Genomic DNA, 19,572 nt, shown 5'->3' with positions numbered 1-19,572 from the left:
GTTTTTTTATTAATTATTAATGAGATGGTATGCCATAATGAATGAAAAAAACTCTGAACATGAATTAAACCGGCTAAGAAATCAAATAGACACCATTGATTCACAACTTTTGAGTTTGATTAACCAGCGACTTGAAATCGGTCAAAAGGTCGGGACAATCAAAAAGCAAACCGGCAGTCAAATCCTTGACCGGACACGGGAACGAAAGTTGATTGAAAGATTGTTTAAGCTGAACCGGGGACCGGCCGGTAAAGATTTATTACGATATGTTTTCAATGTCATAATTACCGCCACTCGGGAAATTCAAAAGCCCAAAACCATATCATTTCTGGGACCTGAAGCAAGCTATACTCATGTTGCTGCACTGACTCACTTCAAGCATTCCGGCAAATTTGTCGAGCAGCCTAATTTATATGAAATTTTCAGGGAAGTTGAAAAAAATCAAAGTCATTTTGGTGTGGTGCCTGTTGAAAATTCAATTGAGGGGGCTGTCAATCATACCCTTGATCTGTTCGCCGACTTTGATCTGAATATTTGTGCGGAACACTATGAACCTGTCTCTCATGATTTGTTATCCATAACAGGTGAAGCAGAAGATGTTCAAAAAATTTACTCTCATCCCCAGGCATTGGCCCAATGTAAAACCTGGATTAAAAAAAAATTTGCTCATGCTGAAATATTTGAGACCACCAGTACCTCCAAGGCCGCTCTTCTGGCGTCTGATGACAAAACCATTGCTGCCATTGCCGGCAAACAGGCAGCTCATCTGTATGAATTGCAGTCAATTGAATCAAAAATAGAAGATTATTCGGGAAATATTACAAGATTCCTTGTTATTGGCAAAGAGATGCCTGAACCCACAGGACAGGATAAAACATCCATTATGTTTGCCACTTCCCATGTACCCGGCGCCCTGTTTAAAGCCCTTGAACCAGTTAACAGGGCACAGCTTAATATGCTGAAACTTGAATCCAGGCCCACACGGCATCATAACTGGAGTTATTATTTTTTTCTTGATATTGAAGGACACAAGCTGGATAAGCGTGTTGCAGATACCATTGAAGAGATCAAACAATATTCTCTTTCGTTGAAAATACTGGGGTCTTATCCAGTGTTTGCTAAAGAGGCGCATGAAGCATGATTGATTCTAAAACAAAACTTTACTGCATTTTTGGAAAACCGGTCACCCATTCTAAAAGCCCTTTAATTCATAATGCCTGTTTTCAAAAACATCATATGAATTCAGTCTACCTGGCCTTTGAAATTGATGAAATTTCAGATGGCGTGAAGGCAATGAGAACCTTAAACATCAAAGGCGCTTCTGTTACCATACCATTCAAAGAAAGCATCATGAAGTATCTTGATGAAATTGACGAGGAGGCGTTGAGTATTGGTGCAGTCAACACTGTAGTGAATAGGAATGGAAAACTTATAGGATATAACACAGACTATAAGGCTGCTGTTTCTCCTTTAAGACCCTTTTGCATAATGAACAAAAAAGTATGTATCATTGGAGCCGGCGGGGCTGCCCAAGCTGTTGCCTATGGAATACACAAAGAAAAAGGCAAACTTGTTATTATCAACAGAAACAAGGAACGGGGTAAAAAACTGGCATCAAAATATAATGCCGAGTTTATTTCCATGGATAAAATGAATCAAACCGAAATAAATAAAGACGCAATAAATAAAACAGGTATTATTAATGCTGATATTATCATCAACACAACATCCATTGGCATGAGTCCTGATATTGAAACCTGTGCTTTTCCATCAACCCTTCTGGATTCTCGGATGATTGTTATGGATATTGTGTATACCCCTTTGAAAACAAAATTATTGTCCATAGCCCAAAGCAAGGGATGTACAACCATTGACGGTCTGTCCATGTTTTTGCATCAGGGTGCTGCTCAATTTAAGCTGTGGACAGATATATTACCGGATATAAAACTTATGCGGCAAACCATAATAAAGGAAAATAATTAATTGAAACAGATTATACCAAAAGATATTCAAGACCAGGCTGTCGTGATTCCGGGATCCAAAAGCATCTCCCATCGCATGATGATTTGCGCATCCCTTTCCAGTGGAACATCAAATATTGAAAATCTTCTTCAAAGCGATGATATAAACCTCACCATGGGTGCGCTCAAACAGATGGGAGCAAATATTGAGTACCTTAAAGACCATCATTACAAGGTTTTGGGGTTTGGCGGAACCCCTCACAACTGTGACAGCGATATTTATCTGGGCAATTCCGGCACCTCCATGCGGCTTCTTGCAGGGATCGCAGCACTGGGAAATACACGTTATGCTCTCACTGGTGATCAGAGGATGTGTGAACGGCCGATGATAGAATTGCTTGATGCATTAAATATGTTGGGAATTGATGCAACTTCACAAAACCCGAACGGCACACCTCCTGTTTATATCCGGGGAGGCAGCAGGGAAGGGGGGGCTGTTAACATTGACTGTTCCAAAAGCAGCCAGTACCTGTCCTCTCTTTTAATGATGGGGGCATTGATGAAAAACGGGCTTGATATCAGCCTTGACAGTCCGCCTGTATCTTCTCCCTATATTGATTTGACCATTGATATCATGAAAAAATTCAATGTTAAAGCCCGCCAAATCGATACCACCCATTACAAGGTTGCAGGAGAACAGACCTATATTCCAGGCAATTTTTTTGTTGAGCCAGATCTTTCCAATGCCGGTTATTTCTGGGCAATTGGTGCGATTACAGGGAAAATGATTTTTGTTGAAAATATCAGTGAAAATTCTTTGCAGGGGGATTTAAAGCAGATTAAGATTCTGGAACAGATGGGATGCACCCTGAAAATTGAAAATAACAGGATTGGTGTTTGTGGAGGCACTCTTAACGGCATTGATGTGGATATGGCAGATACACCTGATGCCGTCCCTGCTATTGCAATTGTTGCAAGCTTTGCCAAAGGAAAAACCAGAATCATTAATATTGAACATTTAAGAGAAAAAGAGTGTGACAGGATTGACGCGGTTTCTTCACAACTGATAAAAATGGGGATAACCGTAACCCAGGGAAGCGATTATCTTGAAATCACCGGCGGAACTCCCAAAGGGGCAAGAATAGAAACTTTTAATGATCACAGAATTGCAATGGCGTTTTCCATTCCCGGACTGTTGGTTAACGGCATTGAAATTGAAAATGAAACCTGTGTTGAAAAATCATTTCCAAATTATTGGAATATTTTTGAAGCGTTATAGATATGAAACCAGAACTCAAACCAGAACTCAAACCAGATATGAAAATTTTTCTTACAGGATACAGGTGTACCGGAAAGACTACCATAGGCAAACTGCTTGCAGATCAACTTGAATTTGACTTTATGGATACTGACCGGGTCATTGAACAACAGACCGGATCAAGTATTTTAAAAATTGTTCAAACCCATGGATGGGAAAAATTCCGGCAAATTGAAAAAAAAACACTATTGAAAACAAAAAATATCAAAAATACTGTTGTTGCCACAGGCGGCGGTATTATTATGGATACTGAGAACCGGGAATTTATAAAAGCCAACGGAGTTTGCATCTGGCTTGATGCAGATATCAAGACAATTTTGCTCAGGTTGAACAGGGATGATAAAACTCGTGACTCCCGGCCGGCGCTTACAACTGATGACCTTTTAAAAGAAACTGATGAATTGATACGGCAAAGAAAGCCTTTCTATGAAAATACAGCTCATTTAAGGATTGATACCAGTGTCCATTCCCCCGACGAAATCGTTAATATCATTGACAGGAGATTAAAAAATGTCAGGCAGTAGTTTTGGAAAAGCATTTAATATCACAACCTTTGGAGAATCACACGGCCAAGCAATCGGGGTTGTGATTCAAGGCTGCCCTCCGGGCCTTGCCATTGACGAGGCCTTGATACAAAAGGCTTTAGACAAAAGAAAACCTGGTCAGGGCATATCCGGTACAAAAAGAAAAGAACCTGATCACCCCATTATCATGTCTGGTACGTTTAATGGCCTTACCACGGGAACACCCATTATGATTATGATTGAGAATAAAGATGCAAAATCAAAATCATATGACAATATCGCCTCTCTTTTCAGGCCCGGGCATGGGGATTATACTTATCAGGCCAAATACGGTATCCGGGATTTCAGGGGCGGCGGAAGAGCTTCTGCAAGGGAAACGGCAGCAAGGGTTGCAGCAGGGGCTGTTGCCCAACTTGTACTTGATCAGCAGGGTATTAAAATAAAAACCTACACGCTTGAAATTGGCGGTATCCGGGCCAACCGGATTGATGATATCTCCCAAAAAGCAAAAAACGATTTGCTATGTCCTGATTCCGAGGCTGTCCGTAAGATGGAATTAAAAATTGCAGATGTGAAAAAACAAGGAGACTCTCTGGGAGGTGTAGTGCAAATCATTGCATCCAATGTACCTGCAGGCATTGGAGAGCCTGTTTTTGACAAACTTGATGCGGATATTGCCAAGGCACTGATGAGTATCGGTGCTGTCAAGGCCGTTGAGATAGGGGCAGGTACCTGTGCGTCTCAAATGACCGGTTTTGAGAACAATGACCAGATTTTACCGGATGGATTTCAAACAAATCATTCCGGCGGTATCCTGGCAGGAATTTCAAACGGAGATGATATCATTGCAAGGGTTCATGTCAAACCCATCCCTTCAATCTTAAAACCTCAAAAAACTATTGATGAAAATGGTAATTCAAGAGAAATTTCAACACAAGGGCGCCATGATATCTGTGCCATTCCAAGAATTAATATGGTCTGTGAAGCCATGATGGCGATTGTCCTCACAGACCATATATTACGCCAGAAAACCCTGGGTTGACGGATTTATTTTTTTATAATATCCGATTCAAGTTTATCTGCAATTTCAATGGCTGAACTTAAAGCATCATTGATCATGAACAATTGAATTTTCAATGTTTTCAATGATGCCGGGGTAGTTGAGATGACTTCTGAACCGGCAAGAAGGTTTGCCAATGCTTTTGATTTTTTTGCAAATTCAGTCAGTTTTTCACTGAAGTTTACAATTTCACCTGCCCATTTGTCTTTTTCCTCTTTGGAAATTTCAATATTTGCATTGCCGGTGCCGTTGATGAGATGATCAATCCGGTACTCTTCAGGGTTTGCAATTATTTCATACATGTAAAACTCTCCTTCAGGCTTGTTTTAAAAGAAAGGCAAGTAGATCGCCCTTGGTGTATAAAATTTTCAGCACGGAAAGATAGTATGTATACTTAGCATCCAAACTCCTTCTTTGAGCCGAAACCAACAGTGTATTTGCATCCATCATATCAATGCTGTCCGCCATTCCATATTTGAACTGCATTTGAACGGCATTAAAGTTTTCCCGGGCAAATTTAAGTTCATCTTGTAAATTCAATAATGCACTTTTTGCAGTTTTGTAATCCAGAAAAGAAATTTTTGAATCCAGAATGATCGCTTTTTCCTGCAGGGTCAATGCATCGGCAGCTTTTCTATGATCTGCAAGCGCCTGACGGATTTCGGCTTTTCTTAAGCCTCCGTCATACAAGGTAAACATAAGTTCCCCCATGATATATGCGGCGTTTGTGTCGTCTTCCACAGTCGTTGGGCCGAAATCATATTTGATGTCGGTTTCTTTGTATCCTGCCTCAAGTTCAAGTGTAGGCCAGTAATCACTTTTTTTGAATTTAATGGTTTTTTTTGTGATCTCAAGATTTTTCTTTGCTTCTTTTATTTCTGATCTGTTGTTTAATGCATCAATTTGAATATCACCAAGAGTGATCTCATAATTTTCAATTTCTCCAATATCATCTTTTTGAAGAGTAAAATCATCTTCAATTTCAACAAGATTGTGTAAGGCAGCCTTGCTTTGAAGCATCCTGTTTTCTGCTCTTACCTGTTCGGTCAATGATTTAGACAGTTCTGCTTCAGCCCTGTATAAATCCGTTTTGGTTACATTTCCGACACTCAATTTTTCTTTTACAGCATCCCTGTGAGAACTCAGGCGATTAACATCCGACAGGGCAATCTCAACAAACCTTTGTGCGCTTAAAATATTGTAATAGGCTTGTGACACCTGTAATAAGTACTGTGAACGGATGCTTTCAAGTGAAAACTGCTTACCTTCAATAGCTGTTTTTGTGACATCCAAAGCAATCAGCTCTTTTCCATTCAAAGTAAATGACTGTGTTAATTTGACACCTAATGTCAGGGTGTCGGGAATAGAGATATCGTCGTTTTTATATTCAGTCAACCTGCCATATGCTGTGGCTCTGGGAATTAAAACGGACAAAGCTCTGGCCTTGTCCTGATTTGCTATATACACATCTTCTTGTGCTATTTTAATGGTCTCACTATGTTTATTGGCCAGTTGTGTTAATTCATAGAGAGAATAAGTTGTTTGACAATATGCAGGAATCTGGAAGAAAACGACAAAGAACATGCTATAAAATAATAAAATTGGTACTTTATTCATTTGATAACCTCATTTTTTTAAAAATCAAAATACCATCAACAATAATATCATTTAGCAACCCGAGTCAAGTTTACAGAACATTAAAATCAAATAATTGTAAAATATTTTTGCTTTGTTTTTAATGTAAAAAATGGATTTAGAAAGTCTGCATATGGATAAATATTAAATTTTATGATATTAATCACCTCAAATCAAACAATATAAATTGTAATAAAATAAGGAGATTGAGATGGCGTCCATTCCTAAGACTCAATTTGATGATTTGTCATTGGTCAGGCAGGGCAAGGTCAGGGATATATTTGATACGGGTGAATCACTGTTGATGGTTACAACTGACAGGCTTTCCGCTTTTGATGTAGTGTTGCCGGACATTATTCCTGACAAGGGAAAAGTATTGAACCAGATATCTGTATTCTGGTTTAAACAAATGGAAAGCATTGTTAAAAATCATATTATCACTACCAATGTCAATGACTATCCCGAGGAGTTCAAACCTCATTTAAAAGCTTTGGACAAACGAAGCATGCTTGTTAAAAAAGCCGACCCTCTGCCGGTTGAATGCATTGTAAGAGGCTATATTTCAGGCTCAGGCTGGAGTTCATATCAAAAAGAGGGTCATGTCTGCGGAATTCAGTTGCCCAAAGGCCTGAAAGAATCTGATAAACTTGAACAGCCTCTTTTTACACCATCTTCCAAAGCTGAAGTCGGTGATCATGATATCAATATCAGCTTTGATGAGGCTATTAAGCTGATAGGCAGAGAAAAAGCTGAAAAGCTAAGGGATTTAAGCCTTGCAATATATAAAAAAGGCGCTGAATATGCCCTTACAAAAGGAATTATCATTGCAGATACAAAATTTGAATTTGGTGAGTTGGACGGAGAAATCATCCTGATTGATGAAATTCTCACACCGGATTCCTCCAGGTTCTGGCCATCAAGCGACTATGAACCGGGAAGGGGCCAAAACAGCTTTGACAAGCAATATGTAAGAGACTGGCTCATTTCATCAGGATGGGATAAGACCCCGCCCGGACCAAACCTTCCACAGGATGTTATTGAAAGAACCTCCAAGACATATAAAGAGATTTATACACGGCTGACCGGTGACAATGTCTGATATTCTTTATGAAATAGATTTATCTGAAATAAATTTGTCTGACATTGATTTAACAGATGAACGGTATAAAATTTCGGTTTCTGATCATGATATCATCTTTCTGGCACAGTCCATTAAAGAAGCAGGCCTGACATATCCTCCCATTGTCAGGCCTGCTGGCAAAAAATTTATTATTATTTCAGGGTTTAACAGAGTAAAAGCTCAGATTTATAATAAAAAAACAAAAATAGTTGCATATCAAACAAAACCGGATGCAAGTGATTATCAATGTCTTTTAAAATCCATAACAGCCCTTGCATTTCAACGGCCTTTAACCCATCGTGAACTGATCATCTGTACCAGGCGCTTGTCTTCCTTTCTGGATAAGGAACAGATCGCGGAAAAATCACCTGCCATATTCAACACAAAACTCAATATTCGGTTTGTAGAGGATTTATTAACAATCGGGGCTTTGCCTGATAAGGCTTTGGAATTAATCCATCTGGGTAATCTGTCTTTAAAGTCTGCTCAAAGAATTTCTTCTTTTGAAAAAGCGACCATGGAAATTTTTTTGAATATTTTTTCAAAAATCAAGGCCTCTAACAGCAAGCAGTTTGAAATCATACAGCATATCATTGAAATTACAGCCAGAGATGCGGTTAACCCCACAGACTTTTTTAAAACTAAAGCAATCCGGGAAATTCTTTTGGATGAAAATAAAGAACCAGGATTAAAAACCACACACCTGCGGGCTTATCTCTTTGAACGGCGATTTCCAGCCATTTTCCAAACACATCAACTGGTCCGGGAAAAAACAGCCGCCCTTAAACTGGGGGGTAATATTAAATTGTTGCCGCCGGAAAACTTTGAGGGCCAATATTATTCCATCTCCTTTAAAGCCAAAAATTATGACGAGTTTAAGACACATAGTCATCATCTGGCTGCGGCTTTAGAAAGCAAGGAATTAAAAGAAATTTTCAACCTATGAAAATCGACACACTTTTTATTGATAAAACCATACCCCTGGATATGGAACTTAATTATCTGATATCACAAATTAACGCAGAGCCTCAATGGGTAGATGACTCAAAAACAGTCTATGATTTTATCAATAAGGCGGATGATCCCGTCTTAAAGGCAAAATCAACGCTCTATGTTACGAAGAACAAGGGAGCTGTCGTCAAGGAATGCCCCGGAACCAGTTATTATACCTGTTGTGATTATACCATCCTTCATACCGGCACTTTTTGTACCATGGATTGCTCATATTGCATTCTTCAGGCTTATTTCCATCCGCCTGTGCTGCAATATTTTGCCGGACTTGAAACCCTTGATCACGCCCTTGAAAAAACGTTCAGCCAGAACAAAATATTTAGAATCGGTACAGGTGAATATACGGATTCTCTTATCTGGGAAAAAGTCAGCCTTGTGCCTAAATTTCTGGTTGAAAAATTTGCCCGGCAGAATAATTGTCTTTTGGAACTTAAAACCAAAACCGTTAATATTGACTCGTTGCTTCCGCTTGATCACAATGGCAAAACCGTCCTTGCCTGGTCATTGAACACGCCGGATATTATTAGTTCCGAAGAAAAAGGAACCGCATCCCTCAAAGCCCGTTTTGAGGCAGCCAGGCAAGCCGAATCAAAAGGATACAGGCTTGCATTTCATTTCGATCCCCTGGTGATTTATCCTGGCTGTGAAATTGAGTATAAAAAAGTCATTCAACAGATTTTTGAATATGTAAGCAGCCAAAGCATTGTATGGATCAGTATTGGAACATTTCGTTTCATGCCCAAATTAAAGCAGTTAATTGAAACCAGATTCAAGCAGTCAACCATCTGTTACGGAGAATTTATCCTTGGACTGGATAATAAAATGCGATATTTTAAACCATTGAGAATAAAACTGTACAAAGAAATTATTTCATGCATAAAGGAATATGCGCCTGATCTGCTGGTCTATTTTTGCATGGAAGATGAAGAAGTATGGGAAAAATGTATGGGATTCTTTCCTGCAAAAGAAGGGGAACTTGGCCATATGCTGGATAAAAGTGCGGTCTCTCATTGTGATTTAAATTACAATCTTTTATAAAAAAAGGGCGTTATGAAAGTTGCTTTAATCGCAAACCCGTATGCCGGCGGGAAAAAAGTTGGAAAACTGCTGCCTGTCATTGAAAAAAAGCTGGCAGCACACCATATTGATTATCAGACTCATCTATCTTGTTATCATGGACATATACTCAAAATAGCCTCGGACCTTAACATAAAACAATATGATGCCATTGCTGCCGTGGGTGGCGATGGAAGCAATTTTCACGTTTTAAACGGTCTTCTTTCCAGATTTAAACCTGAAAAAATTCCACCCATTGCCGTTATTCCGGTCGGCACCGGGAATTCTTTTGCCAGGGATCTGAATATACATACGTTTGAAGATGGTATCAGATCCCTTGTGAAAAATAATCCAAGATGGGTGGATGTCTGCTCTTTTACACAGGGCACAAAAAAAAAATATTTTGTCAACATACTTGGGTTGGGGTTTGCCACTGACGTGGCAAAAACAGCTCAGAAATTTAAATTCTTAAAGAACTTTTCTTACCTTATCGGCGTCTTTTACAGGGCTGCAAGGCTTTCTTGCCACCATATGGAACTTGAAATTGACGGAAAACCGGTATCGCAGGAAAATTGTTTTGTTGAGTTCTGCAATTCACGGTTTACCGGCGGGAACATGCTCATAGCTCCTGATGCTGAAATTGATGATGGTTTTATGGATATCATTATTGCAGAAAAAGTATCCCGAACCACTCTTTTGACAACCTTGCCCCAAATTTATACCGGTACCCATATCCGGCATCCTGCCGTAAAACATATCAAGGCTCAAAAAGCAATCATCAAAACATGGCCCGGTAAGACCTTATCACCGGACGGTGAGATATTTGGAGTTACACCGACAACCATAAGCGTACACCATAAAATGATACGGTATCTGAGGTGAAAAAGATAATTTCAACAGGGTTATGGATTGTTGGTGGTATCTTTTTTTTGGTTTCAGCTTTTATTCTTGTTTTATGCCTGTTTACACTATCTCGGGAAACAACATTCACTATGGCCAGACGCCTGTTCAAAATTTTAATTAGGGTTATGGGAATAAGACTCATTGTAACCGGTAAAGAATACATAATCCCTGATCAGCCTTATTTAATCATGGGAAATCACCAAAGTCTGTTTGATATTTTCGTCATTCCGGCGGCCATTCCCCTGTGCTTTGTCGGAGTAGAAGCTTCGTATCATTTTTCTTTGCCGGTGTGGGGATATTTGATTCGAAAATGGGGCTGCATTCCCATCAAAAGAAACAATCTTGAAAATGCCATCTTAAGCCTTGAAACGGCAAAAAAGGCACTCTTGTCCGGGATTAGTATTGGTATATTACCGGAAGGCCACAGAACCCTGACCGGAGAAATGAAACCATTTAAAAAAGGGCCTTTTCACCTGGCCAAAGATGCCCATACAGATATTCTGCCGTTTGGAATAAAGGGTTTGTTTGATTATAATCGGAAAGGAAGTTTAATTTTAAATCCGGGAGTGGTAATGGTAAATATCGGTAAACCAATTTCCCATGAAGAGTTTCAAAATTTATCCATAGAAGAATTACAGCAGACTCTTTTTGAGACGATCTATAAATTAAGCAAATCCTAAAAATAAACAATAAAAAACCGAACAGGTAAGATGTAATTCTTAACTGTCCGGTTTGATTGTCTTAATCACAATGATGCAATGTGTTTATTTGTTCTCTTCTTTTTCAGCATTTACCTTGTCAATGACTTTTTGAGAAAGATCACCCGGAACCACGTCATATTGTGCAAATTCCATGGAAAATGTTCCTCTGCCACCTGTCATTGAACTTAAATCTGGTGCATAGCGCAGTATTTCAGCCATGGGAACCAGGGCATTGATGATCTGTTTGTCATCCTCCGAATCCATTCCCAGAACTCTGCCTCGCCTGGAATTAAGATCTCCCATAATATCACCGGTACTGTCTTCAGGTACTTTTACGGCAATTTTCATGATCGGTTCAAGCAGGGTCGCTTTTGCATCTTTGGCAGCATTTTTAAATGCAAGAGTTCCTGCCATTTTAAAAGCCATCTCGGAAGAGTCCACAGAATGATAAGATCCAAAGTCAACTGTTACCCTGAAGTCCACGCAAGGGAATCCAGCCAGGATACCGGTTTGCGATGCCTCTCTTACACCGGCTTCAACGGCTGGAATATAATTTTTCGGGATAACACCACCGACAATCTTATCTACAAATTCAAATCCCGAACCACTGGGAAGCGGTTCAAGAACTATCCAGCAGTCACCATACTGACCATGTCCACCAGACTGTTTTTTATGTTTACCCTGAACACGGACTTTTTTCTTGAAGGTCTCACGATAGGCAACCTTTGGTGTCTCAATATCCATGCCCACATTAAATTTTCTTTGAATTTTCTCAGCAGTCACTTCGATATGAACAAGGCCTCTGCCTGAAAGAACGGTCTGTTTGGTTTCTTCGTTTCTGTTCAACAAAAGGCCTGTATCTTCTTCAAGAATTTTTCTGACGGCTTCATGAATCTTATCTTCATCACTTTTTGCTTTGGGGGATATGGCAAAGGATATAACTGGTGGCATGGGCTTGGGCGCGGGAATTTGAATTTCTTTTCCACCTGTCAAAGTATCCCCGGTCAAGGTGTCTTTTAATTTAGCCACAGCCACAATAGATCCAGGAATCGCTCTGGTAATATTTTTTTGCTCTTTGCCGGCAATCTCAAGAAGTTGTGAAAACCGCTCTTTTTTGTCTTTTGTCGTATTAAAAACATTGCCTTCTTTTCCAAGAGTTCCTGAAATCACTCTGAAAAGGGAGAGTCGGCCTGCATAGGGGTCAACAATAGTATTGAAAACAAATCCGCAAAATTCCGCATCCGGATCAGGAGAAACAATAATATCTTCACCATTGGCATCTTTGGCAGTCCAGTCACCTCTGTCAAGGGGAGACGGCATATAATCATTGATAATATCGGAAATAACATCAATGCCAATCATTTTTGTAGCTGAAGAACAGATAGCCGGATAAAATTGGGCATCCAGAATACCCTGCCGAAATGCTGCCTTGAGTTTATCTTCTGTGATTTCTTCACCTTCAAGGTATTTTTCAAGAAGCTCATCATCAAGTTCAGCCACATTCTCAACAAATTCTTCTTTTGCCAGCTCAATATCATCCAACATATCCGCAGGCACATCAATTTTACTTGATTTTCCATCAGCGTCATATTCAAAAGCCTGGCCTGAAATAATATTTACATACCCTTTAAAGTCATCTTCAGAACCGATGGGATAAAATATGGGAAGGATCTTTTTTTTAAGTGCGGTTTTACAGGCTTCAATACAGGTTGAAAAATCAGATCTTTCACGATCCAGTTTATTTACAATCACAAAACCGGGCAGATTATATTCCAATGCACTGGCTGCGGCTTCTTCGGTCATGGCGGACGGTCCGCCGACTCCGTCAATCACAAATGCCATACAGTCTGCAACAGGAAAGCATGTTTTAGCAGCAGAGAAAAAATTCTGATCACCAGGAGTATCTATTAAAGTAATTGTATGCTTATTATGGGTATACTTAATAAATGATGTGTTAATACTCTGCTGTTTTCTGGTTTCTTCCGGTTGAAAGTCCATTACGGTATTGCCTTCTTCAACCTTCCCAAGACGGTTGGTAACTCCGGCTTTAAATAGCATAGCCTCAGCAAGAGTTGTCTTGCCTGCACCCCCATGGCCAGCCAGAGCCACATTTCTCATGGTTTTAATTTCTTCGCTCATTACTGCTCCTTATAAACAATTAATAAAAAGTTACATTTAAATAATAAAATTTAAATAAAATTAACAGTGTTATTTTAAATTTTCTTGAAAAGTTAAGGATATAATATATTCTTTATTTCCTTTCGGGCCTGAAATAGGGGAGGGGACTACCTGGTTTATCTGGTATCCCTTTTCTTTGAAAAAGACTTCCAAGTCTTTAATCACTTGTTTCCTGACTTCAGGGTCCTTTACAACACCACCCTTGCCTACATTCTGTCTTCCTGCTTCAAATTGTGGTTTGATCAGTGCCAAAACCATTGTGTCTTTTTTCATGAATTTTTCAGCAGACGGTATCACAACCTTAAGAGAAATAAATGACGTGTCTGCTACAACCACATCAACTTTTTCGTTAATAACTTCAAAGGGCATATGCCGTATATTGGTTCTTTCAATAACCACAACCCTCTTGTTTTGTCTTAAAGACCAGTCAAATTGACCATATCCCACATCCACAGCATAAACTTTACCTGCCCCATGCTGAAGCAGACAATCGGTAAAACCGCCGGTTGAAGCACCAATATCAAGGCAGGTCAAATTCTTTACCGAGACCGGGATTGTTTTCAATGCCTTTTCAAGCTTTAAGCCTCCCCGGCTGACAAACGGGTTATCATCCTGTTTTACGATCACCTTTGCATCATCGGCAATCAAGCTTCCGGGTTTATCCACAGGCATGCCATTTACAAAAACTTTACCCGCCATAATTAAAGCCTTTGCTCGCTGTCGGGATTTAACCATTTCTTTTTCAACGACAAAAAGATCAAGCCTGGTTTTATTTTTTGTACCTTTATTCGATTGTTTTGCCATGGATTTCCATTGCTGCGTCTGTAATAGCCAAATAGTCTATTTCATACTCTTTTCTTAAAATATTCTGGGGGCCATGCTCTACAAATCTGTTTTTAATGCCAATCCGCTTAAGTGAATATCTCGTAACGCCTTGATCTGATAACATTTCCAAAACAGCAGACCCGAATCCGCCATCAAGAACATGCTCTTCAACCGTGATGATTTTCTTGATTTTTACTGCATATTCCATTATCAAATCCGTATCAAGAGGCTTTACAAACCGTGCATTAATCACTGTTGTATAAATACCCTGCTCCTCCAGGCACTTGCTTGCTTTTACAGCCTCGTTAACAGAATTTCCTATGGCAATAATCAACAAGTCATCACCTTTACTTATGACCTTGGCTTTCCCTATTTTTATCGGCGTAGGATTATTTTCAACTTGTACGCCTTCTCCTGTTCCCCGGGGGTATCGAACAGCCACAGGCCCAGTGTGCTGAACTGCTGTAACCAGCATTCTTACAAGTTCATTTTCATCCTTTGGTGCCATAATGGTCATATTGGGCATACACCTAAGATATGAATAATCAAAAAGGCCATGGTGCGTGGGGCCGTCTTCTCCAACAACACCTCCCCGGTCAATGGCAAACACAACAGGATGTGAATCAATGCAAACATCATGAAGAATTTGGTCAAAGGCTCGTTGTAAAAATGTTGAATAAATGGCAACAACAGGTTTTAAACCCTTTGATGCCAAACCGGCTGAAAATGTTACTGCGTGTTGTTCTGCAATCCCCACATCAAAAAACCGGTCTGGATATTGTTTGGAAAACTCAATCAGCCCGGTCCCTTCAGGCATGGCAGCCGTAACTGCAACTATTTTTTCATTATTTTCAGCAAGACTGAGCATATAAGAGCCGAACACTTGGGTGTAGCTAGGAATCCCGTTGGGTATTTTTTTGCTTTTACCCGTATCAACCGCAAAAGAGCCTACCCCATGAAAATAAACCGGATTTTTTTCAGCGGGTTCATAACCCTTGCCTTTTACAGTTGTAACATGCAGAAGGACTGGATCTTTAGGGTTTTTGATGTTTTTCAGGATATCGATCAAATGATCCAGGTTATGGCCGTCAATAGGGCCGAAATAATCAAAATTAAAGGCTTCAAATAACATCCCCGGTGTCATGAATGTTTTAAAAGACTCTTCAGACCGTTTGGCAATTTTATAAATGTCATCACCAATTTTCGGCAAAGACTTTAAAAACGACCCAAATCGGTTTCTCATGGCCTGAAGATATCTGGCTGAAAACGTACGGCTTAAAAAAGAAGACAAAGCACCAACATTGGGAGAAATGGACATATCATTGTCGTTCAGGATGACAATCAAATTTCGTTTTTTCAATTCTCCGGCCTGGTTCAGCCCTTCATAGGCCAGCCCTGCAGTGAGAGAACCATCTCCGATAACCGAAATAACATCGGAATCATCCTTGTTTAAATAGTTGCCATAACACACCCCCAGCCCAGCTGAAATAGAGGTTGAAGAATGCCCCACAGTGAAACCGTCATAGGGACTTTCCTTGATTTTAGAAAATCCTGATATGCCTTTATACCGGCGAAGTGTGTCAAAGGTGTCATTTCTTCCTGTTATCAGTTTGTGTGCATAAGATTGATGGCCAACATCCCATATCAATGTATCGGTTGGCAGATCAAACACATAATGGATGGCCAGAGTTAATTCCACGGCTCCCAGGCTTGAGGCCAGATGTCCACCGTTTTTTGAAACCACGTCGATAATTCGGTTTCGAATATCCTTGGCCAGAAGTTTGAGTTCTTTTCTGGTGAGTTGTTTTATGTCTTTGGATGTTTTTATTTGTTCAAGCAAACTCAAAATGTATCAACCTCAATTCAATTAATGGTTCCTGTTAATAATATAATTGGCAATGGCCCTCAAAGGTGCTGCGGTTTCATCAAAATTTGAAATCTCATCAATAGCATTTTCAACAAGCATTTTTGCGTATTTTTTTGACTCATCCAGGCCAATAATTGCAGGAAACGTCATTTTATCATTTTGCTCATCAGACCCGGCAGATTTGCCCATGATTTCAGGATCTCCTTCTATGTTTAAAATATCATCCGCCACCTGAAATGCCAGGCCGATTTGATCTGCATAACACTTTAATTTTACAATAGTTTTTAAATCGGCTCCAACACTTACTGCACCTGATTCAACACTGGCGGTGATCAATTTGCCGGTTTTAAGTGCATGTATCTTCTTCAGGTGGGCTAACCTGTTATTTTGCCCGGGTTGATAGGACTGAATATCCAGCATCTGGCCTTCAACCATCCCCTGGATACCGGCTGCGGCAGAAAAGATTGAAATCAATTGAAGTCTTGTGTCATTGTCCGGATAAATTTCAAAAAAGGGTTGAGGATTGGAAAGGACATTAAATGCGTGAGTCAATAATGCATCTCCTGCCAGGATGGCGGTGGCTTCGGAAAATTTTTTATGACAGGTGGGCAACCCTCGTCGCAAATCATCATCATCCATGGCCGGCAAATCATCATGAATCAAAGAATAGGTGTGGATAATTTCCATGGCACAGCAAGCGGGCAGGGCAAGCAGGAAATCTTTTCCACAGGCCTGGGCAGCAGCCATTGACAGGATAGGGCGCAGCCTTTTTCCCCCGGCCATAAGTGAATGATCCATGGCCATAATAAGTTCACGCGTCTGGTCATAAGGCTGAAAAATAAGTTTCAGGTATTGGTTTACCAGTTTTCTTTTTTCTTTTAGATAATGCTGCAAATTAAAGTTTATATTATTCATCATTATACACTATTCATTTTCAAATGGTTCTTCTTTTACATTACCATCAAGGTCTTTAGTCAGCAGAGATATTTTTTGCTCTGTTTTATCTAAAAGATCCAGGCAATATTTGGATTGTTTCATACCTGACTCATATTTTTTAACCGCATCTTCAAGTGGTAAATCACCTGATTCCATTTGTCTTACAATATCTTCAAGCTCTTTTAATGCTTCTTCAAATGTTTTTTTCTTAGCCATTTTTTATCTTTTCCACTCTTGTAATCAATTGTCCTTTAGAAAGAATTACCTCAATTTGATCATTTTTTTTCACATCACTTGAATTAGTGATCAACTTTTTGTCGGAAACAAATCTTGAGATACTGTACCCTCTGTCTAAAACTGCTTTTGGATTAAGCGCCTGAAGTTTAGAGGTCAGTTCCAAATGATCTGTTTTCATCTGTTGAATTTTTTTTTGAAAATTATGTGTGAACTCGTTGGAAAGTCTTTTAACCTGCCGCTGGTGGTCAAAAATTTTTTTAAGGGGCTGCCTGGAATGAAGCGAATTTGACAACCAGCTAAGTTTTTCTTTTTTATACTGTACATACTGCGTCATCATATTAATTAATCTTGATTTATAATCCTCAAGCTTGAATCGAAAATCATAAATAATTGTTCTGGGACTTTTTAATCTTGAAATCAAATAAGAAACAGTCTGGTGGTGTACAATAATTTTCTTTTTTACGGATATGGTTAAACTTTCCTGCAATTTTAAAACTGTTTGCACCAGATTGTTTTTGTCTGGCAGAGCCAGTTCCGCCGCCGCAGAAGGTGTAGGAGCCCTTAAATCTGCTACAAAATCAGCAATAGTGTAATCGGTTTCATGACCGACACCGGTAATAATTGGTATAGAGGAAGCAAAAATGGCATTGGCAACGGTTTCTGAATTAAATGCGGCCAGATCTTCCAATGATCCGCCACCCCGGGCAAGAATTATGATGTCCGATATTTTGTGATCCATACTTTGATGTTGATTTACAAGGTTAATGGCATCACTAATTTCATTTTCTGATCCATCTCCCTGTACTTTAACCGAAATAATTTCAATGTGGCAGTTTAAAAACCGTCTTTGAGCGACATTGATGATATCTTTGACAGCAGCTCCTGTACCGGAAGTTATCACGCTTATTTTTGAAGGTAAAAACGGGATGGCTTTTTTATATTTGTCATCAAAAAAACCTTTATTGGATAATTTTTTTTTTAGTTGTTCAAAAGCAACCTGCATAGAACCTGCGCCTTCCGGTTCCAAATATTCAAAAATAAGCTGATAAGCACCCCGGGGTTCATAAAGTGTAAGCCTTGCCAGTCCATTAATCTTCATACCGTTTTCAGGTTTAAATTTTAATGTCCGTTTTTGATTCTTAAACATTACGGCACTGATAACTGCTTGTTGATCTTTTAAGGAAAAATAAGAATGACCGGAAGCAGGTACTGCATAGTTAGAAATTTCACCTGTTACCCATACAAATGGATAGGTTTCTTCTAAAAGAGATTTGATTTCTCTTGTTAGTTTTGAGACAGTATAAGGCTGCCCAGTTTTTTTTCCTGTTATTATCATTGTTTAACCATATTGAACCATGTAAAATGCAAAATTTATATTTATAAAACAAAGGGAATATTTTAACAATAAAATTATTATTTTAAAATAAATATAAATTCTGTATCAAAACGCTATATGTGCAATATATGTAAAAATAGCATATTTCCTTGGCGTCTGATAATATATATTATGTAAACTTTTATGATATATATTTAAACGAGCAACAAACCTTGTAACCCTATGGGTTATTTCAAAACCCTGCCCTCCTTGGCAAGGTGTCTGGGGAAAAATCATCTAAATCGCAAAACGCAAAAAGCCCTGATCATTGAACCATATTACAGGTTTTAACGATCAGGGCTTTTTAAAGAATAATCCGGCGGCGTTCTACTCTCCCACACAGTCTCCCATGCAGTACCATCGACGCTAAAGAGCTTAACTTCCGTGTTCGAGATGGGTACGGGTGTGACCTCTTTGCCATAGCCACCGGATTAAGATGGCTGGATCCCGGACGTTTGAATATTTTTTAATGGGTTACATGTCCGATAAATCCTTAAATTTATAATAAGTTGCAGTAAATTTTAATATGTTTGCATTAAAGCGTTCAAAGTTATCTGTGGAAAAAGTGGCTAAGCCTCACGACCTATTAGTACCAGTCAGCTGAACACATTACTGTGCTTACACACCTGGCCTATCAACCTTGTAGTCTTCAAGGGGTCTTTAGTCTATAAATAGATGGGATATCTAATCTTGAAGTTGGCTTCCCGCTTAGATGCTTTCAGCGGTTATCCATACCCAACTTAGCTACCCAGCAATGCCGCTGGCGCGACAACTGGAACACCATTGGTTGGTCCAATCCGGTCCTCTCGTACTAGGATCAGATCTCCTCAAATATCCTGCGCCCACGAAAGATAGGGACCAAACT

Annotated in this window: 18 protein-coding genes and 2 rRNA genes (1 of these 20 only partly in view); 10 read left to right on the top strand and 10 right to left on the bottom strand. The window is 39.4% G+C overall.

What is annotated here, in order from left to right; all coding sequences use genetic code 11:
* Positions 1–37 precede the first annotated feature (37 nt).
* The 5 genes from pheA to aroC are packed head-to-tail and all read left to right on the top strand — an operon-like array spanning position 38 to position 4,845.
* Positions 38–1,141 carry a prephenate dehydratase gene (pheA, locus tag TOL2_RS10720; RefSeq protein ID WP_014957489.1) on the top strand — a complete coding sequence of 368 codons (1,104 nt, stop codon included), beginning with the start codon at positions 38–40 and terminating at the stop codon, positions 1,139–1,141.
* Positions 1,138–1,983, top strand: a complete 846-nt coding sequence (aroE, locus tag TOL2_RS10715; RefSeq protein WP_014957488.1) for a shikimate dehydrogenase — start codon at positions 1,138–1,140, stop codon at positions 1,981–1,983. The genes pheA and aroE overlap by 4 nt, the downstream gene beginning before the upstream one ends.
* On the top strand, positions 1,984–3,240 hold the full coding sequence (aroA, locus tag TOL2_RS10710; protein ID WP_014957487.1) for a 3-phosphoshikimate 1-carboxyvinyltransferase: 1,257 nt from the start codon (positions 1,984–1,986) through the stop codon (positions 3,238–3,240). It abuts the gene before it with no gap.
* A 2-nt stretch (positions 3,241–3,242) separates the two neighbouring features.
* On the top strand, positions 3,243–3,803 hold the full coding sequence (gene aroL / locus TOL2_RS10705) for a shikimate kinase AroL (protein ID WP_014957486.1): 561 nt from the start codon (positions 3,243–3,245) through the stop codon (positions 3,801–3,803).
* Positions 3,790–4,845 carry a chorismate synthase gene (aroC, locus tag TOL2_RS10700; RefSeq protein WP_014957485.1) on the top strand — a complete coding sequence of 352 codons (1,056 nt, stop codon included), beginning with the start codon at positions 3,790–3,792 and terminating at the stop codon, positions 4,843–4,845. The genes aroL and aroC overlap by 14 nt, the downstream gene beginning before the upstream one ends.
* A gap of 5 nt (positions 4,846–4,850) precedes the next feature.
* Here aroC and TOL2_RS10695 read toward each other — a convergent pair whose 3' ends face one another.
* Positions 4,851–5,165 carry a hypothetical protein gene (locus tag TOL2_RS10695; RefSeq protein ID WP_014957484.1) on the bottom strand — a complete coding sequence of 105 codons (315 nt, stop codon included), beginning with the start codon at positions 5,163–5,165 and terminating at the stop codon, positions 4,851–4,853.
* 13 nt (positions 5,166–5,178) lie between these two features.
* On the bottom strand, positions 5,179–6,480 hold the full coding sequence (locus TOL2_RS10690; protein WP_014957483.1) for a TolC family protein: 1,302 nt from the start codon (positions 6,478–6,480) through the stop codon (positions 5,179–5,181).
* A gap of 229 nt (positions 6,481–6,709) precedes the next feature.
* Between TOL2_RS10690 and TOL2_RS10685 the strand changes: the two genes are divergently transcribed.
* From TOL2_RS10685 to TOL2_RS10665, 5 genes are read left to right on the top strand one after another with little or no spacing between them, the layout of a single operon-like run.
* Positions 6,710–7,597 carry a phosphoribosylaminoimidazolesuccinocarboxamide synthase gene (locus TOL2_RS10685; RefSeq protein WP_014957482.1) on the top strand — a complete coding sequence of 296 codons (888 nt, stop codon included), beginning with the start codon at positions 6,710–6,712 and terminating at the stop codon, positions 7,595–7,597.
* Complete coding sequence (locus TOL2_RS10680; RefSeq protein WP_014957481.1) at positions 7,590–8,564, top strand: ParB N-terminal domain-containing protein; 975 nt, start codon at positions 7,590–7,592, stop codon at positions 8,562–8,564. Before TOL2_RS10685 ends, TOL2_RS10680 begins: the two co-directional genes overlap by 8 nt.
* Entirely contained in the window at positions 8,561–9,667 is a 1,107-nt protein-coding gene (locus tag TOL2_RS10675; protein WP_014957480.1) for an SPL family radical SAM protein, read from the top strand. Before TOL2_RS10680 ends, TOL2_RS10675 begins: the two co-directional genes overlap by 4 nt.
* A gap of 12 nt (positions 9,668–9,679) precedes the next feature.
* On the top strand, positions 9,680–10,567 hold the full coding sequence (locus TOL2_RS10670) for a diacylglycerol/lipid kinase family protein (RefSeq protein WP_014957479.1): 888 nt from the start codon (positions 9,680–9,682) through the stop codon (positions 10,565–10,567).
* Positions 10,564–11,268, top strand: a complete 705-nt coding sequence (locus TOL2_RS10665) for a lysophospholipid acyltransferase family protein (protein ID WP_014957478.1) — start codon at positions 10,564–10,566, stop codon at positions 11,266–11,268. The genes TOL2_RS10670 and TOL2_RS10665 overlap by 4 nt, the downstream gene beginning before the upstream one ends.
* Before the next feature lie 84 nt (positions 11,269–11,352).
* On the opposite strand, the gene fusA is transcribed toward TOL2_RS10665, so the two are convergent.
* From fusA to TOL2_RS10625, 8 genes are all read right to left on the bottom strand, one after another.
* Complete coding sequence (gene fusA / locus TOL2_RS10660) at positions 11,353–13,428, bottom strand: elongation factor G (protein ID WP_014957477.1); 2,076 nt, start codon at positions 13,426–13,428, stop codon at positions 11,353–11,355.
* A gap of 69 nt (positions 13,429–13,497) precedes the next feature.
* Entirely contained in the window at positions 13,498–14,271 is a 774-nt protein-coding gene (locus TOL2_RS10655) for a TlyA family RNA methyltransferase (protein WP_014957476.1), read from the bottom strand.
* Positions 14,252–16,138, bottom strand: a complete 1,887-nt coding sequence (gene dxs, locus TOL2_RS10650; RefSeq protein WP_014957475.1) for a 1-deoxy-D-xylulose-5-phosphate synthase — start codon at positions 16,136–16,138, stop codon at positions 14,252–14,254. Before dxs ends, TOL2_RS10655 begins: the two co-directional genes overlap by 20 nt.
* A 21-nt stretch (positions 16,139–16,159) precedes the next feature.
* Positions 16,160–17,077: a polyprenyl synthetase family protein gene (locus tag TOL2_RS10645; protein WP_014957474.1), complete on the bottom strand. Its 918-nt coding sequence runs from the start codon at positions 17,075–17,077 to the stop codon at positions 16,160–16,162.
* Between the two features lie 6 nt (positions 17,078–17,083).
* Positions 17,084–17,311: an exodeoxyribonuclease VII small subunit gene (xseB, locus tag TOL2_RS10640; protein ID WP_014957473.1), complete on the bottom strand. Its 228-nt coding sequence runs from the start codon at positions 17,309–17,311 to the stop codon at positions 17,084–17,086.
* A complete protein-coding gene (xseA, locus tag TOL2_RS10635) occupies positions 17,304–18,668 on the bottom strand; it encodes an exodeoxyribonuclease VII large subunit (protein WP_014957472.1) in 1,365 nt (454 codons plus the stop codon). The genes xseB and xseA overlap by 8 nt, the downstream gene beginning before the upstream one ends.
* Positions 18,669–19,021: 353 nt before the next feature.
* Positions 19,022–19,138, bottom strand: a 5S ribosomal RNA gene (gene rrf, locus TOL2_RS10630).
* 134 nt (positions 19,139–19,272) lie between these two features.
* Positions 19,273–19,572: ribosomal RNA gene (locus TOL2_RS10625) — 23S ribosomal RNA — on the bottom strand; it runs 2,696 nt beyond the window's last position.

It is taken from the genome of Desulfobacula toluolica Tol2 (genome assembly GCF_000307105.1).
Taxonomy (GTDB): Bacteria; Desulfobacterota; Desulfobacteria; order Desulfobacterales; family Desulfobacteraceae; genus Desulfobacula; species Desulfobacula toluolica.
This window is presented reverse-complemented; position numbering and strand designations above follow the sequence as displayed.